27 protein-coding genes are annotated in these 25886 nt (G+C 61.0%); 7 read left to right on the top strand and 20 right to left on the bottom strand.

Annotation, left to right across the window (positions count from 1 at the left end):
* Positions 1 to 29: 29 nt before the first annotated feature.
* From DBR46_RS24725 to rplU, 6 genes are all read right to left on the bottom strand, one after another.
* Entirely contained in the window at positions 30 to 512 is a 483-nt protein-coding gene (locus tag DBR46_RS24725) for a glutathione peroxidase (protein WP_017735027.1), read from the bottom strand.
* Positions 513 to 613: 101 nt separating this feature from the next.
* Complete coding sequence (locus DBR46_RS24720; RefSeq protein ID WP_015885841.1) at positions 614 to 1078, bottom strand: CreA family protein; 465 nt, start codon at positions 1076 to 1078, stop codon at positions 614 to 616.
* A 15-nt stretch (positions 1079 to 1093) separates the two neighbouring features.
* Positions 1094 to 2212 (bottom strand): glutamate 5-kinase, encoded by a 1119-nt coding sequence (proB, locus tag DBR46_RS24715; RefSeq protein WP_017735025.1) that lies wholly within the window; start codon positions 2210 to 2212, stop codon positions 1094 to 1096.
* A gap of 110 nt (positions 2213 to 2322) precedes the next feature.
* Entirely contained in the window at positions 2323 to 3546 is a 1224-nt protein-coding gene (gene cgtA / locus DBR46_RS24710) for an Obg family GTPase CgtA (protein WP_017735024.1), read from the bottom strand.
* 193 nt (positions 3547 to 3739) lie between these two features.
* The gene (gene rpmA, locus DBR46_RS24705; RefSeq protein ID WP_003176049.1) at positions 3740 to 3997 is read right to left on the bottom strand and encodes a 50S ribosomal protein L27; all 258 of its coding nucleotides are present in this window, start codon (positions 3995 to 3997) and stop codon (positions 3740 to 3742) included.
* A 34-nt stretch (positions 3998 to 4031) separates the two neighbouring features.
* Positions 4032 to 4346, bottom strand: a complete 315-nt coding sequence (gene rplU / locus DBR46_RS24700) for a 50S ribosomal protein L21 (RefSeq protein ID WP_003176051.1) — start codon at positions 4344 to 4346, stop codon at positions 4032 to 4034.
* A 239-nt stretch (positions 4347 to 4585) separates the two neighbouring features.
* Between rplU and DBR46_RS24695 the strand changes: the two genes are divergently transcribed.
* From DBR46_RS24695 to DBR46_RS24685, 3 genes are all read left to right on the top strand, one after another.
* Complete coding sequence (locus tag DBR46_RS24695; RefSeq protein ID WP_017735023.1) at positions 4586 to 5554, top strand: polyprenyl synthetase family protein; 969 nt, start codon at positions 4586 to 4588, stop codon at positions 5552 to 5554.
* Between the two features lie 209 nt (positions 5555 to 5763).
* On the top strand, positions 5764 to 6105 hold the full coding sequence (locus DBR46_RS24690) for a zinc ribbon domain-containing protein YjdM (RefSeq protein ID WP_017735022.1): 342 nt from the start codon (positions 5764 to 5766) through the stop codon (positions 6103 to 6105).
* Positions 6106 to 6264: 159 nt separating this feature from the next.
* The gene (locus DBR46_RS24685) at positions 6265 to 6522 is read left to right on the top strand and encodes a hypothetical protein (protein ID WP_003194088.1); all 258 of its coding nucleotides are present in this window, start codon (positions 6265 to 6267) and stop codon (positions 6520 to 6522) included.
* A 153-nt stretch (positions 6523 to 6675) separates the two neighbouring features.
* Here the strand turns inward: DBR46_RS24685 and DBR46_RS24680 are convergent, their stop codons facing one another.
* The gene (locus DBR46_RS24680; protein WP_017477811.1) at positions 6676 to 7293 is read right to left on the bottom strand and encodes an FKBP-type peptidyl-prolyl cis-trans isomerase; all 618 of its coding nucleotides are present in this window, start codon (positions 7291 to 7293) and stop codon (positions 6676 to 6678) included.
* 268 nt (positions 7294 to 7561) lie between these two features.
* On the opposite strand from DBR46_RS24680, the gene DBR46_RS24675 reads away from it, so the two are divergent.
* A complete protein-coding gene (locus tag DBR46_RS24675) occupies positions 7562 to 9481 on the top strand; it encodes a methyl-accepting chemotaxis protein (protein WP_124528322.1) in 1920 nt (639 codons plus the stop codon).
* Between the two features lie 629 nt (positions 9482 to 10110).
* On the opposite strand, the gene DBR46_RS24670 is transcribed toward DBR46_RS24675, so the two are convergent.
* The 4 genes from DBR46_RS24670 to DBR46_RS24655 are packed head-to-tail and all read right to left on the bottom strand — an operon-like array spanning position 10111 to position 14197.
* A complete protein-coding gene (locus DBR46_RS24670; protein WP_124528321.1) occupies positions 10111 to 10479 on the bottom strand; it encodes a glyoxalase superfamily protein in 369 nt (122 codons plus the stop codon).
* Between the two features lie 30 nt (positions 10480 to 10509).
* Positions 10510 to 11973, bottom strand: a complete 1464-nt coding sequence (locus DBR46_RS24665; RefSeq protein ID WP_124528320.1) for an amidohydrolase family protein — start codon at positions 11971 to 11973, stop codon at positions 10510 to 10512.
* 1 nt (position 11974) lies between these two features.
* Positions 11975 to 12835, bottom strand: a complete 861-nt coding sequence (locus DBR46_RS24660) for a MurR/RpiR family transcriptional regulator (RefSeq protein ID WP_124528319.1) — start codon at positions 12833 to 12835, stop codon at positions 11975 to 11977.
* Between the two features lie 12 nt (positions 12836 to 12847).
* Positions 12848 to 14197: a gluconate:H+ symporter gene (locus DBR46_RS24655; RefSeq protein WP_256659393.1), complete on the bottom strand. Its 1350-nt coding sequence runs from the start codon at positions 14195 to 14197 to the stop codon at positions 12848 to 12850.
* 248 nt (positions 14198 to 14445) lie between these two features.
* Between DBR46_RS24655 and DBR46_RS24650 the strand changes: the two genes are divergently transcribed.
* Positions 14446 to 14826, top strand: coding sequence for a lysozyme inhibitor LprI family protein (locus tag DBR46_RS24650; protein WP_124528317.1), 381 nt, complete (start codon positions 14446 to 14448; stop codon positions 14824 to 14826).
* A 124-nt stretch (positions 14827 to 14950) separates the two neighbouring features.
* On the opposite strand, the gene DBR46_RS24640 is transcribed toward DBR46_RS24650, so the two are convergent.
* The 5 genes from DBR46_RS24640 to DBR46_RS24615 all read right to left on the bottom strand — a co-directional run bounded on the left by DBR46_RS24640 (position 14951) and on the right by DBR46_RS24615 (position 19990).
* The gene (locus DBR46_RS24640) at positions 14951 to 16396 is read right to left on the bottom strand and encodes a SulP family inorganic anion transporter (protein ID WP_124528315.1); all 1446 of its coding nucleotides are present in this window, start codon (positions 16394 to 16396) and stop codon (positions 14951 to 14953) included.
* A 195-nt stretch (positions 16397 to 16591) separates the two neighbouring features.
* Positions 16592 to 17485, bottom strand: a complete 894-nt coding sequence (locus tag DBR46_RS24630; RefSeq protein WP_124528313.1) for an NAD-dependent epimerase/dehydratase family protein — start codon at positions 17483 to 17485, stop codon at positions 16592 to 16594.
* A 103-nt stretch (positions 17486 to 17588) separates the two neighbouring features.
* Positions 17589 to 18485 carry a LysR family transcriptional regulator gene (locus tag DBR46_RS24625; RefSeq protein WP_124528312.1) on the bottom strand — a complete coding sequence of 299 codons (897 nt, stop codon included), beginning with the start codon at positions 18483 to 18485 and terminating at the stop codon, positions 17589 to 17591.
* A gap of 30 nt (positions 18486 to 18515) precedes the next feature.
* On the bottom strand, positions 18516 to 19106 hold the full coding sequence (locus DBR46_RS24620) for an NAD(P)H-dependent oxidoreductase (RefSeq protein WP_124528311.1): 591 nt from the start codon (positions 19104 to 19106) through the stop codon (positions 18516 to 18518).
* Between the two features lie 119 nt (positions 19107 to 19225).
* Positions 19226 to 19990, bottom strand: a complete 765-nt coding sequence (locus tag DBR46_RS24615; RefSeq protein WP_124528310.1) for a sulfite exporter TauE/SafE family protein — start codon at positions 19988 to 19990, stop codon at positions 19226 to 19228.
* Between the two features lie 199 nt (positions 19991 to 20189).
* Here DBR46_RS24615 and DBR46_RS24610 point away from each other — a divergent pair, with 199 nt between their 5' ends.
* On the top strand, positions 20190 to 21086 hold the full coding sequence (locus tag DBR46_RS24610; protein ID WP_124528309.1) for a LysR substrate-binding domain-containing protein: 897 nt from the start codon (positions 20190 to 20192) through the stop codon (positions 21084 to 21086).
* Here DBR46_RS24610 and DBR46_RS24605 read toward each other — a convergent pair.
* On the bottom strand, positions 21032 to 22438 hold the full coding sequence (locus DBR46_RS24605; RefSeq protein WP_124528308.1) for an amino acid permease: 1407 nt from the start codon (positions 22436 to 22438) through the stop codon (positions 21032 to 21034). The genes DBR46_RS24610 and DBR46_RS24605 overlap by 55 nt on opposite strands.
* Before the next feature lie 177 nt (positions 22439 to 22615).
* A complete protein-coding gene (kynU, locus tag DBR46_RS24600; RefSeq protein WP_124528307.1) occupies positions 22616 to 23866 on the bottom strand; it encodes a kynureninase in 1251 nt (416 codons plus the stop codon).
* 144 nt (positions 23867 to 24010) lie between these two features.
* Between kynU and DBR46_RS24595 the strand changes: the two genes are divergently transcribed.
* Positions 24011 to 24484 carry an Lrp/AsnC family transcriptional regulator gene (locus tag DBR46_RS24595; protein ID WP_058420006.1) on the top strand — a complete coding sequence of 158 codons (474 nt, stop codon included), beginning with the start codon at positions 24011 to 24013 and terminating at the stop codon, positions 24482 to 24484.
* A 138-nt stretch (positions 24485 to 24622) separates the two neighbouring features.
* Here the strand turns inward: DBR46_RS24595 and catA are convergent, their stop codons facing one another.
* Complete coding sequence (gene catA / locus DBR46_RS24590; protein WP_124528306.1) at positions 24623 to 25552, bottom strand: catechol 1,2-dioxygenase; 930 nt, start codon at positions 25550 to 25552, stop codon at positions 24623 to 24625.
* 42 nt (positions 25553 to 25594) lie between these two features.
* Complete coding sequence (gene catC, locus DBR46_RS24585; RefSeq protein WP_017735004.1) at positions 25595 to 25885, bottom strand: muconolactone Delta-isomerase; 291 nt, start codon at positions 25883 to 25885, stop codon at positions 25595 to 25597.
* Position 25886 lies beyond the last annotated feature (1 nt).

The raw sequence follows: 25886 nt of genomic DNA, 5'->3' as shown, positions 1-25886 counted from the left end.
CAAGCTCCCTCGCCACAGGTCGGGCCGAGTTAACTCAAGGCTTTTTCGATGGCCTGGACGATCGTGGGATCGTCCGGTGCCGTGCGTGGAGAGAAGCGCGCCAGCACTCGCCCATCCTTGCCCAGCAGGAATTTTTCGAAGTTCCAGGTGATATCCCCTGGAAACTCGGCGCCCTCGCCCGCCAGCAGCCGATACAACTGGTGACGATCCGGCCCATTGACGTCGAGCTTGCTGCCCAACGGAAACGTCACGCCGTAGTTGAGGCTGCAGAACTCGCGGATTTCCTCTTCGCTGCCCGGTTCCTGGCCAGCAAACTGATTGCACGGCAAGCCAAGCACGGTGAAACCCTGGTCCTTGTATTGCTGGTAGAGGTTCTCCAGCGCCGCGTATTGCGGGGTCAAGCCACATTTGGAGGCCACGTTGACCACCAGCACCACCTGGCCCTTGAAGGGCGCCAGTGGCAGCTCTTGTCCGTCCAAAGCTTTGAGTTTCAGGTCGTGGAAAGCACTCATGACGAACTCCAGATATCCCATGTTCTTAGCAAAGCGGCTCGTCGAGATTACAACCCGCAAGCCTGCAATCATAGACGCCGATTACAAAACCCGCCTGTGGACTACTGAGCGGTCGGCCACGGCAAAATCGGAATCGCGGTCACTGCGTTCTGCGGGCTGCCTTCGATCAGACGGTCGCTGTACACCAGGTAAACCAGGGTGTTTCGCTTCTTGTCGAGGAAGCGCACCACCTGCATGGTCTTGAACACCAGCGAGGTGCGCTCCTTGAACACTTCGTCGCCGTCCTTGAGCTCGCCCTTGAAGCGGATAGGGCCGACCTGGCGGCAGGCGATCGAAGCTTCGGCGCGGTCTTCGGCCAAGCCCAGGCCGCCTTTGACGCCGCCGGTCTTGGCGCGCGACAGGTAGCAGGTCACGCCATCGACCTTGGGGTCGTCAAAGGCTTCGACGACGATCCGATCATTGGGGCCGACAAATTTGAATACGGTCGACACCTGGCCGATCTCTTCAGCCGAGGCCAGCAGTGGCATGGCCAGCAGCAGGCCGAGCAATCCCTTCATTACGCGCATCGTGTATTCCTTTGGTTAGACCAGGATCAGGTTGTCGCGGTGAACCAGTTCCGGTTCCGCCATGTAACCCAATAGTCCGACAATCGCATCAGAAGATTGTCCAATGATTTTCTGCGCTTCCAGGGCGCTGTAGTTGGCCAGGCCACGGGCGATCTCACGACCGTCGGGCGCGACGCACACCACCATCTCGCCACGGCGGAAGCTGCCCTGCACCAACTTGACGCCTACCGGCAGCAAACTCTTGTTGCCCTGGGACAGCGCCGATACCGCACCTTCATCCAGCACCAGCGTGCCACGGGTTTGCAGATGACCGGCCAGCCACTGCTTGCGCGCCGCGAGCATGCCGCGTTCCGGCGACAGCAGCGTGCCGATGCGCTCGCCGGCCTTGAGCCGGTCCAGCACACGCTCGATGCGCCCGCCGACGATGATGGTGTGGGCGCCGGAACGCGCGGCCAGGCGCGCAGCGCGCAACTTGGTCTGCATGCCACCACGGCCCAGGGCACCGCCGACGCTGCCGGCCACGGCGTCCAGCGCCGGGTCATCGGCGCGCGCTTCATAGATCAACTGGGCGTCGGGGTTGTTGCGCGGGTCGGCGTCGAACATGCCGTCGCGGTCGGTGAGGATCACCAACAAGTCGGCTTCCACCAGGTTGGCCACCAGGGCGGCCAGAGTGTCGTTGTCGCCAAAGCGGATTTCGTCGGTGACCACGGTGTCGTTTTCGTTGATCACCGGGATGACTTTCAGCTCCACCAGCGCACGCAAGGTGCTGCGGGCGTTGAGGTAGCGCTTGCGGTCGGACAGGTCGTCGTGGGTCAGCAGGATCTGCGCCGTGTGGCGGCCGTGCTCGGCAAAGCTGGACTCCCAGGCTTGCACCAGGCCCATCTGGCCGATGGCGGCGGCAGCTTGCAGTTCGTGCATCGCGCTGGGTCGCGCGGTCCAACCGAGGCGGCTCATCCCGGCGGCAACGGCCCCGGACGAGACCAATACCAACTCGACGCCAGCCTCATGCAAGGCCACCATCTGCTCGACCCAGACGCTCATGGCTGCGCGATCGAGCCCCTTGCCATCCGCCGTCAGCAGCGCACTTCCGATCTTTACGACCCAGCGCTGCGCACCTGTCACTTTGCTCCGCATCATCTTCAACCTTAGATTGAGGGCTGCGCGACCCAGCGCGGCCCATAACGTTAAACCCGGATACTAAAACGCCGCTCTAAAGGAGCGGCGTTCAAGTTTATCGCAACGGATCAGTCGCGCACGTAAATGATTTCCGGACCATCTTCATCATCCACGTCTTCTTCGTCCCAATCGTCGTCGCCGATGTCATGGACCGACTTCACGCCGCTGCGACGCAGGGCACGCTGGTCATCCAGAGCCTGCAACTGGGCACGGGCTTCGTCTTCGATCTGCTGATCGAGTTCGGCCAGCTCAGCCTTGAACACAGGGTCGGCCGCCAGGCGGTCGGCACGGTCTTCGAGGTAGCGCATGATGTCGCGGGTCAGGCGCTCGGTGCCTTCTTTGGCGATGGCCGAGATCACGTAGACCGGACCTTCCCACTCCAGGCGATCGACGATTTCCTTGACGCGCTCTTCGTGCTCTTCTTCGAGGATCTGGTCGCACTTGTTCAGGACCAACCAACGATCACGCTCGGCCAGGGCCGGACTGAACTTGGTCAGCTCGCTGACGATCACTTCGGCGGCGTCCGGTGCACTGGTGTCATCCAGCGGCGCCATGTCGACGAGGTGCAGCAGCAAACGGGTGCGGGACAAATGCTTGAGGAAGCGAATCCCCAGGCCGGCGCCGTCGGAAGCACCTTCGATCAGGCCAGGAATGTCGGCGACCACAAAGCTTTTCCAGCGATCAACGCTGACCACGCCCAGGTTTGGCACCAGGGTGGTGAACGGGTAATCGGCGACTTTCGGCTTGGCGGCCGAAACCGAGCGGATGAAGGTACTTTTACCGGCGTTCGGCAAGCCCAGCAGGCCAACGTCAGCCAGTACTTTCATTTCCAGCTTGAGGTCACGCTGCTCGCCCGGCTTGCCTGGCGTGGTCTGGCGTGGTGCACGGTTGGTACTGGACTTGAATCGGGTGTTACCCAGACCGTGCCAGCCGCCCTGCACCACCATCAGTTTCTGGCCGGCCTTGGTCAGGTCGCCAATCACTTCCTGGGTGGCCGAGTCGATGATGGTGGTGCCGACCGGTACACGCAGTACCAGGTCTTCGCCTTTTTTACCGGTGCAGTCGGTGCTGCCGCCGTTGGAGCCACGCTCGGCATCGAAGTGCCGGGTGTAACGGTAGTCGACCAGGGTGTTGAGGTTTTCGTCGGCCATCATGTAGATGGAACCGCCGTCACCGCCGTCACCGCCGTTTGGGCCACCGTTTTCGATGAACTTTTCGCGACGGAAACTCATGCAACCGTTACCGCCGTCGCCTGCTTTTACTCGGATGGAAACTTCATCAACGAACTTCATAACAAAACGCCTCTCGCCGCACGGACGAGCTTAAGAAACCAAGACATAAGACTCTTGCAAAAATGAGCGCAGCGACCTCAATCAGCGACCGCATATCCAGCGCCTGAGCCCATTACAAACAGCTTTGCAAGAGACTCACTCCACAAACGAAAAAGCCCCGTCGCAAGACAGGGCTTTTCCAGCGATCTCGCAATTAAGCTGCGACAACGCTCACGTAACGGCGGTTGAACGCGCCTTTTACTTCAAACTTGATCACGCCTTCGATTTTCGCGAAGAGGGTGTGATCTTTACCCATGCCTACACCGTAACCGGCGTGGAATTGGGTGCCGCGCTGACGCACGATGATGTTGCCCGGAATGATTTTCTGGCCGCCATACATCTTGACGCCAAGGCGTTTGGCTTCTGAATCGCGACCGTTACGGGTACTACCACCAGCTTTTTTGTGTGCCATGAGTCAATTCTCCTAGTGAGGAATTAGGCTGAAATTAAGCCTGAATACCGGTGATTTTGATCTCGGTGTACCACTGGCGGTGGCCCATACGCTTCATGTGGTGCTTACGACGACGGAACTTGATGATGCGGACTTTATCGTGACGACCTTGGGAGATCACTTCAGCCACAACGGTAGCGCCAGCAACAACTGGAGCGCCGATGTTCACGTCATCGCCATTGGCGACCAACAGAACGCGATCAAAAGTAACGGATTCGCCGGTAGCGATTTCCAGTTTTTCGATCTTCAGGTATTCACCTGGGGCGACCTTGTATTGCTTGCCACCAGTAACAATTACTGCGTACGACATGGTATTTCTCCGATAATCCTGCTCACCCAGCTCTTTATAAGAAGAGGTATTGGCTGGCATGGCTGCATGGGATGGACGTCCCGAATGCAATTGCGTAAGGCAGGTGCTGCCCAGGAAGTTCAGGGTGCGCGATTGTACGCAAGGTAAATGGCTGTTGCAAGTGGCCGCCCATCGCGCCTTGACACCCGGGGGTGAGGGTCCTAGCATGCCGCGCAACCCTTCTGGAGCGACTGTCGCTGATGCAACCCCAAGCCTTCTACCGCGCGGTCGCGGACGATTTTAGCGCCGTCGATGGCATCATCAAGAAGCAGCTGACTTCTAAAGTGCCGCTGGTCTCCAAAATTGGCGACTACATTACGTCGGCCGGCGGCAAACGTCTGCGTCCTTTATTAGTGTTGCTGTGTGGCAAGGCCCTGGGCCGCGAAGGCGATGACCTGCGCCTGCTGGCCGCTACCATCGAATTCCTGCACACCGCCACCCTGCTGCATGACGACGTGGTCGACATGTCCGGCATGCGCCGTGGCCGCGAGACCGCCAACGCCATGTGGGGCAACGCTCCGAGCGTATTGGTCGGCGACTTCCTGTATTCGCGCTCGTTCGAAATGATGGTCGAGCTGGGCTCGATGCCGGTGATGAAGATTCTGTCCCAGGCCACGCGCATCATCGCCGAAGGCGAAGTGTTGCAGCTGTCCAAGGTCCGCGACGCCAGCACCACCGAAGAAACCTACATGGAAGTGATTCGCGGCAAAACCGCGATGCTCTTCGAAGCCTCCACCCATAGCGCCGCCGCGCTGTGTGGCGCGACCGCCGAACAGGCCGAAGCCCTGCGCACCTTTGGCGACCATCTGGGCGTGGCGTTCCAATTGGTAGACGACCTGCTCGACTACCGTGGCGACGCCGAAACCCTGGGCAAGAACGTCGGTGACGACCTGGCCGAAGGCAAGCCGACCTTGCCGCTGATCTACACCATGCGCGAAGGCACCCCGGAACAGGCTGCCCTGGTGCGCAAGGCGATCCAGAAAGGCGGGATCGAAGACCTGGAAAGCATCCGCGAAGCCGTGGAAGCCTCGGGCTCGCTGGACTACACCGCGCAGCTGGCACGTGACTACGTGGCTCGTGCGATCAAATGCCTGGAAGCCCTGCCAGCCAGCGAATACAGGGATGCCCTGGTTGAGCTGAGCGAGTTTGCCGTCGCGCGTACGCACTAACGCAGATTCTGTGGCGAGCGGGCTTGTGTGGGAGCGGGCTTGCTCGCGAAGGCGGTGGATCAGTTAACGAATATGTGGCTGACACACCGCCTTCGCGAGCAAGCCCGCTCCCACTTTTGGTTTGTATTGCCAATTCACCATCCCGCCCTGCCTACAAAACCCTATATAATGTGCGACTTTTAGCCATCCCTGACTCTCAAGGAGCTTTAGTGAGCACGTTGCCACCCTGCCCGAAATGCAATTCCGAATACACCTACGAAGACGGCGCCCAGCTGATCTGCCCGGAATGCGCCCATGAGTGGTCCGCCAATGGCGAGACCGAAGCAGCCGGCGATGAAACCGTGAAGAAAGACTCTGTGGGCAACGTCCTGCAAGACGGCGACACCATCACCGTGATCAAGGACCTCAAGGTCAAGGGCACCTCCCTGGTGGTCAAGGTCGGCACCAAGGTCAAGAACATCCGCCTGTGCGACGGCGACCACGATATCGATTGCAAGATCGACGGTATCGGCCCGATGAAACTCAAGTCCGAGTTCGTCCGCAAGGTCTGAACCTGCTGCTTCCATCCCGCGCCCGCCGCGGGATGGCGTTTCGCCCTCCCGTTTGACCCCGCGCAATATCCACACAGAAAAAACCACAAACCGCCAATAGGCACTTGCTATTCTACGAATAAGAATTATTCTCATTGAAACTTATCAAGGAGAACCACCATGACTTATTTGATAGATGCCTGGCTCGACCGCCCACACCCTTACCTGCGCATCCTGCATCGGGAAACCGGTGAAGTCTGTGCGGTGCTGGAAGAAGAAGCGCTCAACGAGCTGCAAGACCAGGGCGACCTGGACGTGAATGGCTTGAGTTCGAGTGAACCTGGGGTGTTGAAGGAGGTGGTGCGCAATCTGTTTCTGTTCTGCTATGCCCGAGCGTTGCGCCCGGCCACCGAGTTGAATGGCAAGTTTCATCCATGAGCATCCACGCAAAACCTGTAGGGCTGGGCTTTATGTGGGAGCGGGCTTGCTCGCGAAAGCGGAGTGTCAGCTACAGATAAGCTGACTGATCCACCGCATTCGCGAGCAAGCCCGCTCCCACACAAGCCCAACACCCGCAGGGTTCAGCAGGTCTTACAGAACGTCGAGCAGCTCGACGTCGAACACCAGAACGCTGTGCGGCGGAATGCTGCCAACGCCTTGAGCGCCGTAAGCCAGTTCGCTCGGCACGTACAGGCGCCATTTGCTGCCGGCATTCATCAGTTGCAGGGCTTCGGTCCAGCCGGCGATCACGCCGCCAACCGGGAATTCAGCAGGCTGGCCACGCTCGTAGGAGCTGTCGAACACAGTGCCGTCGATCAGGGTGCCGTGGTAGTGAGTGCGCACTTGGTCTTCACGGGTTGGCTTGGCGCCATCACCGGCAGTCAGCACTTCAAATTGCAGGCCGGAAGCCAGGGTGGTGATGCCATCACGCTTGGCGTTTTCAGCCAGGAAAGCCAAGCCTTCTCCAGCAGCAGCTTCTGCCTTGGCAGCCGCTTCGGCTTGCATGATTTCACGGATAACCTTGAAGCTGGCAGCCATTTGCTCTTGGTCAACACGGCTTGGCTTGCCGGCAAAAGCGTCAGTCAGGCCCGCCAGGATCGCGTCCAGGCTCACGCCCGGTGGCGGGTTGTCGCGCAGTTGGTCGCCCAGTTGACGGCCAATGCCGTAGCTGACGCGGGTTTCGTCGGTGGACAGATTAACTTCGGACATGAAGGTGCTCCGCTGTAGGACGACACGATTTCGCGCGCCATCCTGATCTAAAAGGGCGAGCAGACTAGCACAGAATATTGCAGCTGGATGAGCGCTGCCCCCCCCCACTCCAGCGTATCGCCACTGGTCGGTTTTTCACGGCAGTCCACGCCATATTGAATAAACCGTTTCAGATTCACACTCTCCCGCCGATACCCACCTACATACATTGGCTGGCTCAAACAACAATACCTCCCAGCAAACAGATATCACCCTTGCGGAGCATTCGATGAATAGCTGGTTCGGCAACATTAGCGTCAACCTCAAACTGGGCCTGGGCTTCGGCCTGGTGCTGGTCCTCACCTCGATCCTGGCCCTCACCGGCTGGACCAGCCTGAGCGGTCTGATTGACCGTAGCAATTGGATGAGCGACATCACCCAGCTCAATGCCTCGCTGACCAAGCTGCGTATCGTGCGTCTGCAATACATGCTGGCCAACGGCGACGAAACCGTGGCCCAAAACGTCCAGACCAGCCTGGACGCCTTCGCCGCCCAGCAACAGAAACTGCTGGACAGCTTCAAGAGCCCGGAAAACCTCAAACTGCTCAATGAGCAAAAAGCCGTCATCACCGCCTACCAGCAGTCCCTGAACAAAATGCGCGAGGCCTACCGTAACGGCAACGCCGCGCGCCAGGTCATGGGTGACAAAGCCGATACCGCCAACACCCAGATCAACGCCCTCGATGCCAGCGTGCAGCAGATGGCCGAGAGCCCGGAGCGCTTCACCCAGTTCCAGGCCGTGACCCAGGCCAAGGAAGACTTCCAACTGGCCCGCTACGAAGTGCGCGGCTACACCAATAATGTCAACGCCGACACCGAAGCCCGCGCCGCCGCACAGATCGAAAAAGCCATCGGCGGCTTGAAAAAGCTCAGCGCTGTCTTTGGCGCCGACCAGCAAACCGCACTGGCCGCCCTGGAAACCGCCCTCGGCGCCTACCGCACCGCGGTGCAAAGCTACAAGGCCGCCAATGCCAACATCGTCAGCGCCCGTGCCGAGATGACCACCCAAGGCGCCGATATCGTCAACATCAGCGACAAGCTCTACGACATCCAGCTTGACCGCCGCGACGCCGAAAGCGCCCAGGCCCGCAGCCTGCAATTGATCAGCACGTTGCTGGCCCTGCTGGTCGGCGTTATCGCTGCGATCGTCATCACCCGCCAGATCACTCGCCCACTGCAAGAAACCCTGGCCGTGGTGGAACGCATCGCTTCCGGTGATTTGAGCCACAACATCCAGGTCACCCGCCGTGATGAACTGGGCGTGCTGCAACAAGGTATCCAGCGCATGGGCACGACCCTGCGCGAGCTGATCAGCGGTATCCGCGACGGCGTGACGCAAATCGCCAGCGCGGCCGAAGAATTGTCTGCCGTGACCGAGCAGACCAGCGCCGGCGTGAACAGCCAGAAGATCGAAACCGATCAAGTCGCCACCGCCATGCACGAGATGACAGCCACCGTGCAGGAAGTCGCGCGCAACGCCGAACAGGCCTCCCAAGCCGCGTCCGACGCCGACGGCCAAGCCCGCGAAGGCGACAAGGTGGTGGCCGAAGCCATCGCCCAGATCGAACGCCTGGCCGCCGAAGTGGCACGCTCCACCGACGCCATGGCGCACCTGCAACAAGAGAGCAACAAGATCGGCAGCGTGATGGACGTGATCAAGGCCGTGGCCGAACAGACCAACCTGTTGGCGCTCAACGCGGCCATTGAAGCCGCACGTGCCGGTGAAGCCGGTCGCGGCTTTGCCGTGGTCGCCGACGAAGTACGTGGCCTGGCCCAACGTACGCAAAAATCCACCGAGGAAATCGAAGGCCTGGTCGCCGGTTTGCAGAACGGCACACAGCAAGTGGCCACGGTGATGAACAACAGCCGCAGCCTCACCGACAGCAGTGTCGAACTGACGCGCAAGGCTGGCGTGTCCCTGGAAAACATCACCCGTACGGTGTCGAATATCCAGTCGATGAACCAGCAGATCGCCGCCGCCGCTGAGCAGCAGAGTGCCGTGGCGGAAGAGATCAGCCGCAGTATCGTGAATGTGCGGGATGTGTCCGAGCAGACGGCTACGGCGAGTGATGAGACGGCCAAGTCGAGTGTTGAATTGGCGCGCTTGGGCAGCCAGTTGCAGCAGATGGTCAGCCACTTCCGGGTGTAAGAAACCAAAAAGCCGCCTCGGTATACACCGAGGCGGCTCCACTTCTCAGACCTTAACGGTCATCGAAGCTGTCCCGCAGGAACTTCCACACGTGATAAGCACGCAGGCAGTTCACTACGAGGTTCCACGTACGTCGTGCAAACTTAGACATACTCGGCCCTCCGTGAATTGGGCCTTACCTCCAACGCACTTACCGGAACATGTGGGCCTTTGGACGCAGGTCAATGGTCCTGTGAGGTGGCTGGGTTTATGGGCCTTCCGCATGAATCCGGCACGGGGTGCAAAACCCGTGGCGGTCGGTCCAAATATCTGCGCGCTAACCCAGCCAATCTACATCACGACGAACACGGAACGAGGGCGATACTAACTCAGCCCTCCAAGCCAAGGTGTGACAAGCAACGCCAGACTATCCTTAAAGTTGTTGCCGTTTTTTACATGCATATTCACCAAGTTGTCTTGGCTTGTAGAAATGAAAACCGCCCATCGTTAGGGCTTGCTTAGCACCTTCGAGCAGCAGTAATATCGCCAACAGGTCAATGGTCCTGTGAAACCGCGACCCAGCCGCAAACTGGGCTTGCGATAAAAACCGCCTTATCCAAGGCGGTTTTTTATTGCCTGCGATTCCCCCCTCAGCCCTCACCGTCTTCAACAAACACCACCCGATTCCCAAACGGGTCCCTGATGCTCATCTCCCGCGAGCCCCAAGGCGTCTCTTCAACCTCAGGCTTGGCATAACGATATCCCTTGCCCGCCAACTGCTGCTGGTAACCGTGCACCCCTTGCGCCTGAATCCGCACCGCCGCCCCCGGTGACGCATCGCCATGATGCTCGGACAAATGCAGCACGCACTCACCCAACGACACCTGCAAGTACAACGGGAAATTCGCCTCGAAGCGATGCTGCCAGTCCACCTTGAACCCCAGGAAATCGACGTAAAACTCCAGCGCCTTGGTCTCGTCGAAGATCCGCAAGATGGGGGTGACTTTTCCTAAGTGCATGGCAACCGCTCCGTGTATGAAAAGCGACCACTATAGAGACGAAAAACCCTTACGCAAATCCCCGCTCCGCGCCAGGAAGCGACCCGGCCGCTGGCCATTTGCCTGGCCGTCGCGGTAGCTCAACACACCGTTGACCCACACCCCATCAATCCCTTCCGCCGCGCGCTGCGGTTCCTTGAAGTCAGCCACATCACGCACGCGCAACGGGTCGAACAACACCAGGTCAGCCCAATGCCCCTCGCGAATCTCACCCCGCTCGGCCAAGCCAAACCGCGCCGCCGACAACCCGGTCATCTTGTGTACCGCCGTGTGCAACGGAAAAATCCCCACATCCCGGCTGAAATGCCCCAACACCCGTGGGAAGGCGCCCCACAAGCGCGGATGGGGGAACGGATCTTCCGGCAACCCATCCGAGCCCACCATCGACAGCGGATGCGCGAGGATACGTCGTACATCCGCCTCATCCATCCCGTAGTACACCGCCCCCGCCGGTTGCAGGCGGCGCGCCGCGTCCATCAGCGAAACGTCCCACTCGGCGGCGATGTCCTGCAAATCGCGCCCGCCCAGTTCAGGGTGCGGCGTCGACCAGGTGATGGTGATACGAAACGCATCGGTGACCTGCTTCAGATCCAGGGTCGAAGAGCTCGCCGCATAGGGATAACAATCACACCCCACCGGGTGGGTTTTCGCCGCCGATTCCAACGCCGCCAATAGCTGTGGACTACGCCCCCAGTTACCCGCGCCGGCACATTTGAGGTGGGAAATGATCACCGGCACCTTGGCATGCCGGCCAATCTGGAACGCTTCGTCCATGGCCTCCAGCACCGGTTCGAATTCACTGCGCAAATGGGTGGTGTACACCGCACCAAACGCCGTCAGCTCTTCAGTGAGTTGCAGCACCTCATCGGTCTCGGCATTGAAGGCACTGGCGTACGCCAGCCCTGTGGATAACCCGAGCGCACCGGCTTCGAGGCTCTCTTGCAACTGCACGCGCATGGCGGCGATTTCATCCGGTGTGGCCGTGCGGTGCAGATCGTCCATATGGTTGCTGCGCAGCGCCGTATGGCCGATGAGTGCGGCGACGTTGACCGCCGGATGGGCGTTTTCGACTGCCTTTCGATAGTCGCTGAAACGCGGATAAACAAACGCCGAAGCGCTGCCGAGCAGGTTCATCGGATCCGGCGGATCACTGCGCAAGCTCACCGGCGACGCGCTGATGCCGCAATTGCCGACAATCACCGTGGTCACGCCCTGGCTCAGCTTGGGCAGCATCTGCGGTTGGCGGATCACCACCGTGTCGTCGTGGGTGTGCACGTCGATAAAACCCGGCGCCAGCACGCGGCCGCTGGCATCCACCTCATGCTCGGCCGTCGCTGCCGAGAGGTCGCCGATCGCCGCGATGCGCCCCGCACGCAGCCCCACATCGGCGAGGTAGCCGGGGGTGTTGCTGCCATCAATGATCAGCGCCTGGCGAATCAACGTGTCGTACTTCATTTCAATCTCCAAGCGGCAGGCTGTCGGGGCCGCCGCGATAATCGTCGAGGGCCAGCTTGATCCGGCGCAGGCGTTCCCGGTTGTCGTCCGGCAGGGCCAGCGCCAGCTCGGTGGCGAGCAGGTCGATGGCCAGCAGCATGCCGTAGCGCGCCGCCGTGGGTTTGTAGATAAAACTGGTTTCGGCCGGTTGCAGCGGCAGCAGCACGTCGGCCAACTGCGCCAAGGGTGAATCGGCCAGCGTGATGGCGATGATGCGCGCGTCGTAGTTGCGCGCCAGCGCCACCACGTCGAGCAACTCGGGGGTGCGGCCGGTCAACGAGCACACGATCAACGCGTGCGCCGGGCCGAGGGTTGCTGCTGTGACGCGCATCATCACCGGGTCATGGCAGGCCGCTATCGGATAGCCCAGACGCACCAGGCGTACTTGCAACTCATCGCTGCACAGGCTCGACGGGCCGCCCATGCCAAACGCGTGGATCATCCGCGCCTGGCCCAGCAAGTTGACGGCATCGACAAACCCCGCCTGGTTGAAGCCGGACAGGTGCTGACGCAACGTCGCCTCGATATCGCCGAGAATCTGCCGATGAAACGCCGACTGTTCCGGCTTGCCCGCCGGGTCGAGGAAGCGGCTTCCGACGCCACTGGCCTGGGCCAGTTGCAGGCGCAGGTCGCGCAAATCGCGGCAACCGACACTGCGGGCAAACCGCGACAGCGTGGCGGTACTGACCTCGGCCCGTTGGGACAACTCTTCCAGGCTGGCCGATGCGGCAAAGCCCACGTCATCGAGCATCAGCCTGGCGATACGGCCTTCGCCGGCGCTGAAGGAATCCTGGCGGGCGCGGATCTGGTAGAGGATGTCCATGGGGGCTCCGGATTACAAAATACAGGACAGACCGTAAGTCAGACCGAACGCCACCACTGAAATCAGGGTTTCCAGCACGGTCCAGGTCTTGAAGGTCTGGATCACCGTCATATTGAAGTATTCCTTGATCAGCCAGAAGCCGCCGTCGTTGACGTGGGAAAAGATCACCGAGCCCGCACCGGTGGCCAGCACCAGCAGTTCCGGGTGGGGATAACCCAGGCCCATGGCCACTGGCGCGACCACACCGGACGCCGTCGTCATGGCCACCGTCGCCGAACCCGTGGCGATGCGCATCAATGCAGCGAACAGCCAGCCCATCACCAGCGGCGACAGCTGGAAAGCGTGGGCCAGGCCGAGGATTTCATTGGTGACGCCGGCATCCACCAGAATCCGGTTCAAGCCACCGCCCGCGCCCACCAGCAGCGTGATGCTCGCGGTCGGTGCCAGGCATTCGTTGGTGAACTTGAGGATCGACTCGCGATTGAAGCCCTGGGCGATGCCCAAGGTCCAGAAACTCACCAAGGTCGCCAGCAGCAGCGCGATCACCGAGTTACCGATAAACAACAGGAACTGGTTGAAACCGCTGCCCGGAGTGGAAAGCACGTTGGCCCAGCCGCCGATCATCATCAACACCACCGGCAACAGAATCGTGCCCATGGTCAGCGCAAAGCTCGGCAGGCGGGTGCGCGGTTCACGCTCGATGAACTGGCGTTCCAGCGGGTTTTCCGCCGGCAGGTGAATGCGCGGCACGATGTATTTGGCGTACACCGGGCCGGCGATGATTGCCGTCGGGATGCCGATCAAAATCGCATACAGCACGGTCTGCCCCACCGACGCGTTATACGCCAGCACCGCCATCATCGCTGCCGGGTGTGGCGGCACCAGCGCATGCACCACCGACAAGCCGGCGACCATGGGCAAGCCGACCATCAGGATCGACACGCCCACCCGCCGCGCCACGGTAAAGGCAATCGGCACCAGCAACACAAAACCGACCTCGAAAAACAGCGGCAAGCCCACCAGGAACGCGATGCACACCATCGCCCAGTGCGCGTTGCGCTCGCCAAACCGGTTGATCAGGGTGCGCGCCACCTGCTCGGCGCCGCCGGACTCGGCCATCATCTTGCCGAGCATGGTGCCCAGCGCCACCACCAGGGCGATATGCCCCAGGGTCTTGCCGACGCCTGCTTCGTAGGAGCCCATGATGGTGTCTGCCGGCATCCCCGCCGTCAGCGCCAGGCCGATGGACACCAGGGTGATGACGATAAACGGGTTGAGCCGGTAACGTGCAATCAGCACGATCAAAGCAATGATGGCGATGGCAGCGTATGCCAACAGCCCGAAGCCCAGTGATGCGGCCATGCGGTACTCCTCGGAAAGGGTCACGTCGAATTGGTTGTGAAACTCATAAATCATTACCGAGGAGTATTTTCAATTTTTATGAAAGTAATTTTCGCCCACAGACACGCGCTGTCGCGTTGGGATATGCCCGACGGCCACTGATGAAAATTCGGGGGGTGTTCTTACATGAAGATCAGAGGATGGCGGAAACTCAAACGTCGCCATCCAGTCATAGAATGCGCAACCCCCTAACAGCCAGGAAACCGCCCATGATTCGCACATCCCTCGCCGCCAGCGCCCTGCTCCTTGCCCTGTGCGGCACCGCTTCGGCGGCCGATAACGCGGCGCTGAAAAAATGCATGGACGGCGCCAACACCACCGCCGACATGGTCAATTGCAATGCCAAGGAAGCCAAGGTGCAGGACAAGCGCCTGAACACGGCCTACAAGACCGCCCTCGCCGCCCAGGAAGGGGCGCGCAAGCAGCAACTGCAAGACGTGCAGCGCCTGTGGATAAAGTACCGTGACGCCAATTGCGCCTTTGCCGGCAGCGCCACCGGTGGCAGCATCGACCAGGTCAACGGCTCCGGCTGCGTGCTGGACATGACCCAGACCCGCGCCCAGGAGTTGGAAGACCTGGTCGGGCCATGAAACTATTTGTGGCGAGGGAGCTTGCTCCCGCTGGAGTGCGCAGCGCTCCCAAGTTTTTTGGGGCCGCTACGCAGCCCAGCGGGAGCAAGCTCCCTCGCCACAAGTATTCCAGCTCACCACTCAATCAGTCGTGATGCACCTTGGCGCGCTTGAGCAGCTTCTTGCAGCGCTCCGACAAGTGCAGCACCCGCAGATGCTTGCCGGCCTTGGCGTAGCGCTCGCGCAGGGTCATCAGCGCGGCAATCGCTGAGTAATCGACAAAGCTCAGGTGACGGCAATCCAGCGTCACCTGGGCCGGGTCGTTGGCCGGGTCGAACTGATTCAGAAACGGCGTGGTCGAGGCAAAGAACAACGTGCCGTGCAGGCGATAGAGCTTGCTGCCATCGGCCTCCAGATGCTCATCGGCATACAGTTCCCGCGCCTGCTGCCAGGCGAAGTTCAGCGCCGCAATCACAATCCCGCACAACACCGCCGTGGCCAGGTCGGTGAATACCGTGATCACCGTCACCGCGATAATCACCAGCACATCGTTGAGCGGCACCTTGTTGATGACCCGCAACGACGCCCAGGCGAAGGTCTGCTGGGACACCACGAACATCACCCCGACCAGCGCGGCGAGTGGGATCCGCTCGATAAACGGCGACAGAAACAAGATGAACAACAGGATCATCACCCCGGCAAACACCCCGGAGAAACGCCCGCGCCCACCGGAACTGAGGTTGATCACGGTTTGCCCGATCATCGCGCAACCGCCCATGCCGCCAAACACACCGGAGACCATATTCGCCGCGCCCAGGGCCACGCTTTCGCGGTCGGGGTAGCCACGGGTCTCGGTGATTTCGTCGGTGAGGTTGAGGGTGAGCAGGGTTTCCAGCAGGCCGACCATGGCCATCAGGAACGCGTAAGGCGCGATGATGCCGAGGGTTTCCAGGGTCCAGGGAATTTGCGGCAGGGCAAAGGTGGGCAGGCCACCGGAGATGTGGGCCATGTCGCCCAGGGTGCGGGTCGGCAGGCCGAGCAGGTACACCGCCAGGCCGACGCCAAGGATCGCCACCAGCGCCGGCGGCACTGCACGGGTGATGCGCGGCAGCAGGTAGACAATGGCCATGGTCACCAGCACCAGGCCGATCATCACGTACAACGGCGTGCCGCTGAGCCAGTGCTCACCGCTTTTGAAGTGCTCCAACTGGGCCAACGCAATGATGATCGCCAAGCCATTCACGAAGCCGAGCATCACCGGGTGCGGCACCATGCGTACCAGCTTGCCCAGGCGCAACAGGCCGAACGCGATCATGATCAACCCGCCCAGCAGCACCGTGGCCAGCAGGTACTCCACGCCGTGTTGCACCACCAAGGCGACGATCACCACCGCCATCGAGCCCGCCGCACCGGAGACCATGCCGGGCCGGCCACCGAACAAGGCCGTGAGGGTGCAGATGATAAAGGCGCCGTAGAGCCCCATCAGCGGGTTGAGGTGGGCCACCAGGGCAAAGGCGATGCATTCGGGCAGCAGCGCGAAAGACGTGGTGAGGCCGGCCAGGGCATCGGCGCGCAGACGGGTGAGGTTCATGAGGTACCAGGGTAATGCGGGGGATAAGGCTGGGGATGGTACGGAATTGAGCGGGGTGGGGCTAGTCTGGAAGACCGAGTGGCCCCCTTCGCGAGCAAGCCCGCTCCCACACTTGACTGCATTCCAAAGTTGGAACTCGGTCAAATGTGGGAGCGGGCTTGCTCGCGAAGGCAGCGACTCGGTATCAAGCGAACATCACACCATCTCGTTGCGAATCCACTCAACAACGGACGTACGCTGCGGCACCCAACCCAACACCTCCCGCGCCCGCTGGCCACGCACCCGGCTGTTGGACCCCAAACCATAGTTGGCCATTTCATAACCCCACTCGGCCTCAGCCTCGGCCAACGGCCAATCCTGTGGTTGACCCAGGTTCAAGGCTTCGGCAATCGCCGTGGTCATGTCGATAAACGACGCCTCGCTGCTTTCGACAAAATAGAACGTGCCCGGCACATTTTTCTCAAGTGCCAGCAGGTACAACGCCACCACATCCTCAATGTGCACGTTGGACCAGATATTCTGCCCCGGCCCCACATGGCGCACCACCCCACTCTTGCGCGCCTGCTTGAGCAAGCGCGGCAATTGCACGCTGTCACGCTTCACGCCGAGGCTGTGGCCGTAGATCAAGGTGTTGCAGATCACCGCCGAATTCACGCCGTCGTTGGCGGCGGCCAGGATCAGGTTGTCGATGGCTACGCGTGCGGCTTTGTCCACCGTCGGTTCCGGCAGATTGTCTTCGAAATAAATAACGTCGCTGGATTTGCCGCCCGACGCATCACCGACGATGCTCGAACCGCTGGTGTGCAGGAACGGTTTGTTCGAACCTTTCAGCGCCGCCAGCAAGGTTTCCACTGCCGCACGATGGTCGCTGCTGGCGGCGTTGATCACCGCGTCAGCCTGCTGCGCCTGCTCGGTCAATACGGCCGCGTCGTCCAGGCTGCCGATCACCGGGGTGATGCCCAAGGCGGTCATTTCAGCGGCTTGTTCGGCACTGCGCACCAGGCCAGTGACGGTGTGGCCAGCCTTGACCAGGCCGGTGGCGATGGAGCCACCGATAAAACCTGCGGCGCCGGTAACGAATACGTTCATGGAGCGTTCTCCTGACTGAGTAAGTGATGGGCTCAGTATCAAGGGCCGATCCTTGACGAATAAGCCCCTGCCGCCCAATTCACTCTTGCGCGGAGGTCACGAATCAGCAGGCATACCGCGCCAGCTTGGCCTGGATAAAATCGAGGAAACACTGGATACGCAGCGCCAACTGCGAGTTGCGGTAATACACCGCGTGGATCGGCTGGCGATAACCGCTGTTGAACGCCTCCAGCACCGGCACCAGGCGGCCGGCGTCGATATCGGCGCTGGTCATGAAGTTCGACAGGCAGCAAATGCCCTGCCCTTCCAGCGCCAACTGGCGCAGGGTTTCGCCGCTGGACGCAGAAACGCTCGGTTGGATCAGCCAGCGGTCGCCTTCCACATGGCGCAGCGGCCAGTGGTTGAGGGTTTCGGTCTGGGTGAAGCCCAGCAAGGTGTGATCGGCCAACTCGGCCACCGTGGCCGGTGCGCCGAATTGCGCGATGTAGTCGGGGCTGGCAAGGATATGCAGCGGCGTACAGCCGAGGGAACGGGCATGCAAGGTGGAATCGGCCAACACACCGATACGAATCGCAATGTCGGTGCTCTGTTCCAGCAAGTCGATGATCAAATCATCGCTGTTCAGCTCCAGCTGGATTTCCGGGTACAAGCGGCGAAACTCGGCGATGTACGGCACGATCCCATGCAGCATGAACGGCACGGCTGCATTGATGCGCAACCGTCCTGCCGGGTTTTTCTGGCGCGACGACAGGCGTTCTTCCAGCTCATCCATCTGCGCCAGGATGACCTTGGCCTGCTCGAAGAAATACTTGCCCTCTTCGGTCAGGTCCATGCGCCGCGTCGTGCGGTTGATCAGCGTGGTGTCGAGCTTGGCCTCCAGGCGCGACAGCGTGCGGCTGACCGCCGACGGCGTCTGCCCGACCTGCTCCGCCGCCGCGGAAATCGAGCCGCACTCAATCACGCTGACAAAGATTTGTAGCTCGTCGGATCGGGCTTTCACGGGCGGTCCTCGTTATCGGTTCGCAGCAGCTTACACCGAGAGGTTGAACACCTGCGCCAGATGCTGCTCGTAGCGCGCCACGTCGGCTTCGATGGCCGGGCGTTTCATCACGTCCACACAGAGGAAGGTCGGCAGGCCGGTCATGCCGAGGAATTCGTTGGCCTTGTGGAATGGGAAGTACACGGCGTCCACGCCCTTGGCTTCAAAGAAGTCGCTCGGGTCGTCGAAGGCTTGCTGCGGCGCGTTCCAGGTCAGCGACAGCATGTACTGCTTGCCGTGGATCAGGCCGCCGCTGCCGTATTTCTGCGACGCATCGGAACGGGTGCGGCCATCGCTGGCATACAGGCTGCCGTGGCCTTCGGTGAAGACTTCGTCGATGTACTTCTTCACGATCCACGGCGCGCCCATCCACCAGCCGGGCATTTGGTAGATGATCACGTCGGCCCAGAGGAACTTGGCGACTTCTTCGGCCACGTCGTAGCCGGCGTCGATATGGGTGACCTTGACGTCGATCCCGCCACGGTCCAGCACGGCCAGGGCGGTGTCATGCAGGGTGGTGTTGTAGCGACCATCGGAGTGGGCGAACTGTTTGCCGCCGTTGAGCAGGAGTACTTTTTTCATGGGAGGGTATCCAAGAGGTTGAAAATGTCTGGACGCAGACTATCGACCTCGGCCCCTTGGAATAAGCGGCGGCACCGCAAAATACATTTGACTGAAATGCACGAATACCTTGGCGATTGTTAACCACTGATCAGCAGATGAGCGCCCAACAGCGCCATGCCGATAAAAAAAACGCGCTTGAACAGCTGCGCACTGATGCGCTGACGCACCACCTGGCCGAGCCACATGCCCAGCAACGCCGGCACCAGCGCCAGCAGCGAGGCATTGATCTCGCCGCCACCCAGGGTACCGCGCCAGGCCAACCCGGCGGCCAGCGCCAGGGTCGAGACGGTAAATGACAGCCCCAACGCCTGCACCAGCTGATCGCGGTTCAAGCCCAGCGCCTGCAAATACGGCACCGCAGGAATCACAAACACGCCGGTGGCCGAGGTAATAACGCCGGTGATCACGCCACACAGCGGGCCCAACCAGCGTTCGTTTGCAGGCTTGACCTTGAACGTGGGCAAGAACAGACCGCTCAACGCATACACCAGCAATGCCCCGCCCAATGCGTGCACCACCCAACGGCCGCCGTCCATCCCCAGCCACACGGTGCCAAGCCCGGTGCCGAGAGCGATCAGCAACAACATCGGCCACAGGCGTTTGAGCAACGCGCTCAAATGGCCACCGAACGCCAGTTGCCAGAGATTGGTGACCGTCGAGGGAATGATCAGCAGCGCCGCAGCCTGCGCCGGCAGCATAGCCAGGCCGAGCAAGCCCATGGCGACGGTGGGCAGGCCCAGGCCGATCACACCCTTGACCGTGCCGGCCAGCAGGAAAGTGCCGAACACCAGCAGGGTCAGGGCGGGACCGATGTCTTGGTAGAACGCGAGGACGGTATTCATGGGCTGATTGTGCGGGGTTGGGGCGGGGTTGGGAATTCGCCATATACTGAGGCAGCCTCTTGTTTTGTGTGAGGCTGATGCCGCCTTCGCGAGCAAGCCCGCTCCCACATTTGACCGAGTTCCAACATGAGAATGCGATCGAATGTGGGAGCGGGCTTGCTCGCGAAGAGGCCAGCCCAACCACCCGAGAACCCGGACCATGCACTTTGACCTGATCGACCTGCGCCTCTACCTGCACATCCTCGACACCGGCAACATCACCGCCGGCGCCGCCCGCAGCCATTTGTCCCTGGCCGCCGCGAGCGCACGCATCCGCGCCATGGAAGCTTCACTGGGCATCGAATTCCTTGACCGCGGCCGCCGTGGTGTCACCCCAACACCCGCCGGCACTGCCCTCGCCCGCCACGCCCGCCTGCTGCTGCAACAGGCCGAGCACCTGCAACAGGACCTGGCCGAATACGCCAACGGCAGCAAAGGCCAGGTGCGCCTGCTGTGCAACACCACGGCCCTGAGCGAATACCTGCCGGAATTGCTCGCGGACTTTCTGCACGAACACCCCAACCTCGATATCGACCTGCAAGAGCTGCCCAGCCTGCGCATCACCCAGGCGTTGCGCCAGGGCACGGCGGACCTCGGGATTATTTCCGACGCAGTAGACACCCACGGCTTGCAGACCAAGCCCTTTCGCGACGACCCGCTGGTGTTGATCATGCCGCTGGACCATCCCCTGGCCGTGGGCAGCGTGAGCTTTATCGACAGCCTGCAACACGACTACGTCGGCCTGGCCGCCAGCAGCGCACTGGCGGTGTACCTGGAGGAACAGGCGTTGCACGCCGGGTTTCGCCTGCACACACGGATTCGCGCCGAGGGCTTTGATGGAGTGATCCGCATGGTCGCCGGCGGCGTCGGCCTGGGCATCGTGCCCCAGGCCGCACTGCAGCGGTGGCCGGCAGCGCAGCGCTTCAAGACCCAGCCGCTCAATGAAGACTGGGCCCGTCGCCGCCTGTTGTTAGCCGCACGCTCGTTCGATCAACTGCCCGGTTACGCCAGAGCCTTGTCTGACACCTTGGCCCGCCCCTTGCGGAAGAACCCGTAATACACCGCCGACAGAATCAGCAGGAACGGCACGCCAAACACCAGGGTCATCTTGAACGCCTCAGTGAAGTACGTGGTGATCATCACCGCGCCCATCAGCACCAGGCCCAGCAGCGTGCTGTAGGGAAACAGGCGCAGCTGGAACGACAGCTTCGGCCCGCCATGGCGCTTGCGATAGCGGCGGAAGAACAGGTGCGTGAGAAAGATCATGAACCAGGTGAAGATCGCACCAAACATCGAGATCGCCATCATCAGGGTGAACGAGCTTTCCGGGTACACCACGTTGAGCAGGGTCGCCAGGGCAATGCCCGAGCTGGACAGCAACAGCGCGTTCAACGGGATGCCGCTCTTGCTCAGGGCGCCCATGGACTTGGGCGCGAACCCGGCGCGGGACAGGCTGAACATCATGCGCGTGGTGATATACAACTGGCTGTTCATTGCCGACAGCGCCGCGATCAGGATCACGAAGTTCATCACCCCGGTGGCGCCGGGAATGCCGATGGTCTGCATCACCGTGACGAACGGGCTCTGGGTCTGCCCGGCCTGGTTCCACGGCACGATGGCGAGCATCAGCGCCAGGGTCAGCAGGTAAAACACCACCAGCCGCACAATGGTGGCGCGGAAGGCTTTTTTCACCGCCTGTTCCGGGTCGGCCGCTTCACCGGCCGCCACGGCGATCATCTCCACGCTCAGGTAACTGAAGATTGACACGATCACCGCCATCCACATACCGCTCAGGCCATGGGGGAAAAAGCCGTCGTGGGCCGTGTAGTTCTGCACGCCGTATTCCGGGTTGCCGGAACCGAACACCACGTACACCGCCAGGATGATGAAGCCGACGATGGCGCTGATCTTGATCGTCGAGAACCAGTATTCGAAGTTACCGAAGGTCTTCACGCTGATGGCGTTGAGCAGGATCAGTACGCTGGAAAACGACACGATCCACACCCACTCCGGCACGTTGGCGAACCAGTACTTCATGTACATCGCCACCGCCGTGACCTCGGCGCCCACCGCCAGCACAATCGCCGCCCAATAGGCATAACGCACCAGGAACCCGGCCAGCGGGCTGATATAGAACTCGGCGTAGGCACCAAAGGAGCCAGAGGTGGAATGGGCCACCGTCATCTCCGCCAGGCAACCCATCAACAGCAAGGTGATCAACGCGCCGATGGCGTAGCTCACCAGTACGCTGGGCCCGGCATAACCGATGGCGTAGGCGCTGCCCATGAACAGCCCGGTGCCAATGGCGCCGCCGATGGCGATCATGCTCATCTGGCCGGAAGTGAGCTGGCGCCTCAGGCCCAGTTCGCGTTGGGTAATTTCTGCAAAGCCGGTGTCTGGCGTGGTCACGTGGTGTGCCCCTTTATTATTGTGATTGCACGGTTTGAATATTGACGCAGATCCCCTGTGGGAGCGGGCTTGCTCGCGAATGCGGTGGGTCAGCTTGCACATGTATTGCTGATCTACCGCTTTCGCGAGCAAGCCCGCTCCCACACAAGCCCACTCCACATGTTGATATGTGTTGTGTCAGGTGACGCTATTTCTGACTTTGAATTGTGGCTGGTCCCAGGTGCGCTGATCGAGGATTTCACCGAGGATCTCCACGGCATCAAATACCTCGGTAAAGCTTGTGTACAACGGCGTAAACCCAAACCGCATGATGCGCGGCTCGCGGTAGTCACCGATCACGCCCCGGGCGATCAGGGCCTGGATCACCGCATAACCTTCAGGGTGTTCAAAACTCACGTGACTGCCGCGCTTGGCGTGTTCACGCGGGGTGATCAGCACCAGCCCGTGGGCAGCGCAACGCGCTTCGACCAACGCGATGAACAAGTCGGTCAACGCCAGGGATTTGCGGCGCAAGCTGGCCATATCGGTCTGCGCAAAAATCTCCAGGCCGCATTCCACCATGGCCAGCGAGGTGATCGGCTGGGTGCCGCACAGGTAACGGGCAATACCGGCGCTCGGCGCATAGGCCGATTCCATGGCGAACTGGCGCGTATGCCCAAACCAGCCCGACAACGGCTGGCGCACCAGGTCCACCAGCGCCGGGTTGACCCACACAAACGCCTGGGAACCCGGGCCGCCATTGAGGTATTTGTAGGTGCAACCAATCGCGTAATCGGCAGCGGCCTGGTGCAGGTCGATGGGCACGGCGCCTGCCGAATGCGCCAGGTCCCAGATACTCAGCGCGCCGCATTCGTGGCTCAACGCAGTGAGCGCCTGCATGTCGTACATGTAGCCGGTCTTGTAGTTGACGTGGGTGAGCATCACTACCGCCACGTCGGCGTCGATGGCGTGTGGCAACTCGTCCGGGCTGTTGACCAGCCGCAGGGAGTAACCCTGTTGCAGCAGCTCGGCCAGGCCTTCGGCGATGTACAGGTCGGTGGGAAAGTTGCTCGCTTCGCTAACGATCACCTTGCGCTGCGGGTGACGCTGGCGCTGCACCGTCAACGCGGCGCTGAGCACCTTGAACAGGTTGATCGAGGTGGTATCGGTGATCACCACTTCGCCGTCGCGCGCGCCGATCAACGGGGCCAGGCGATTGCCCAGGCGTTGGGACAATTCGGCCCAGCCGGCGCTGTTCCAGCTGCGGATCAAGCCATTGCCCCACTCCTCGCTGATCACCTGTTGCGCCCGCGCCAGCGCCGTCACCGGACGGGCGCCGAGGGAGTTGCCGTCGAGGTAGATGACGCCGTCGGGCAAGGCGAACTGCTGGCGCAGCGGCGCCAGCGGGTCTTGATCGTCGAGGGTTTGGCAATGGCTTCGGGTGGTCATGGTCTGTCCTGGTTTTTATAAGTAAGGATGAACCAAATAATGAACGAAGATTTAGAGAATTTTCGTGCAAAGTGCTGGGTAACAAGCTAATTAAGCTGTAGGAAATTCGAATTAAACCCCTAAACACGCGGATTTATTCTAAGCATGATTCTCGACGCCACCGACCTGCGCCTCCTGCATTTTCTGCAACAGGATGGGCGTATCAGCAACCAGGAACTGGCAGAGAAAGTCGCGCTGTCACCGTCCGCCTGCCTGCGCCGTTTGCGCCTGCTGGAAAGCGAGGGTGTGATCAGTGGCTACCGCGCCGTGCTGAATGCCGAGCAGTTGGGCATCGAGTTGGAAGCCATCGTCCACCTGTCCCTGCGCCAGGATGTGGAGGATTGGCATGAGACGTTCATCAAGAAGGTGCAAGGCTGGCCGGAAGTGGCCAGTGCCTATGTGATCACCGGCGCGAGCAACTATGTGCTGCGGGTGCAAGCGCGCAATCTCAAGCACTTTTCGGACTTTATCGTGAACCACCTGAACCGCACAGCGGGGGTGATGGATATCCGTTCGGAGATTGTGTTGCAGAAGATCAAGGATCGGGATGAGGTGCTTGACTTGGTCATCCGCAAATAGCGGCAACACCACAAAACCCTGTGGGAGCGGGCTTGTGTGGGAGCGGGCTTGCTCGCGAATGCGGTGGGTCAGCCACCGCAAATGGCGACTGATACTCCGCTTTCGCGAGCAAGCCCGCTCCCACATTTTTAACCGCGTTTAGTCTTCGAGGGCGCGCACGCGCTGCATGCGTTTCTGCTCTACCGGCGCAGCCGAGGACTGCAGCTCAAAGTCAAAATCAATCTGCGCAAACCGCCCTTCTACCCCAAACTCCCGCGCCAGCTGCTGATCGTCACTGAAACGAATCTCGGCAATCAACTCATCCCGCGTCGCGTAGGCAAAATCATCGTGCAGGTATGGATCATCCGACAGGTTGATCTGCGTGGTCAGGTGCCGATGCCCCGGCGCCGAGATAAAGAAGTGAATATGCGCCGGCCGCTGCCCGTGGCGGCCCAGTTGATCGAGCAACTGCTGGGTCGGCCCGGTCGGCGGGCAACCGTAGCCTGACGGCACGATGCTACGGAAACGATAGTTGCCCTGGGCATCGGTCTCGATGCGGCGGCGCAGGTTGAACTCGGACTGGGAAGGGTCAAACCACGAGTAAGTCCCGCCCGTGTTGGCCTGCCACACATCGACAATCGCCCCGGCCAGCGGCTTGCCGTCGGTGTCGCGCACCTGGCCGCGCATGAACAGCGGCGCTGCCGCGTCGGTGCCATCGTCCAGCCGTGCTTCGTATTGGGAGAGCGGCGCCCCGGCCACGTACAGCGGGCCTTCGATGGTGCGTGGCGTGCCGCCGGATTTGCCGGCTTCCTCGTCGGCCGCGTCCATCAGCAAGTCCAGGTAGTGCTCCAGGCCCAACCCGGCAGCGAGCAAACCCGCTTCCTGGTTCTTGCCCAGCTCGTTGAGGTAGTTGACCGCCTTCCAGAATTCTTCCGGGGTCACTTCCAGGTCTTCGATGATGTTCACCGTGTCCCGCAGGATTCGGTAGATCAACGCCTTGGTGCGCGGGTTGCCGCCGTCGTTGAGGTTGCCGCTGGCTTCTTCGAGAAACCGTTGGGCATGGGCAGTCTGGGAAATTCGGATGGACATGGTGCAATCCTCATCTTGTAATTATTAGTGTTGAAAACAGGCTTAACGGTCGTCCTCATGAATCGACGAAGGGTGCCGGCACAGCGCGTTCACTTCGATGGCCATGTAGGGGTAAAGCGGCAGTTGCATCAGCAGGTCGTGCAGTTCTTGCACGCTGTCGACATCGAACACGCTGTAGTTGGCGTAGAGCCCGGCGATGCGCCACAGGTGGCGCCATTTGCCCTCGTGTTGCAGGCGCTGCGCCAGGGCTTTTTCTTCGGCCTTGAGGGCGGCTGCGCGCTCGGGGTGCATGTCCAGCGGCAGGTTCACGGTCATTTTTACGTGGAACAACATG

Origin of the sequence: Pseudomonas sp. KBW05, from assembly GCF_003852405.1 — a bacterium.
Taxonomy (GTDB): Bacteria; Pseudomonadota; Gammaproteobacteria; order Pseudomonadales; family Pseudomonadaceae; genus Aquipseudomonas.
Note: the sequence above shows the minus strand (reverse complement) of the source record. Positions and strands in the feature narration are given on the sequence as shown.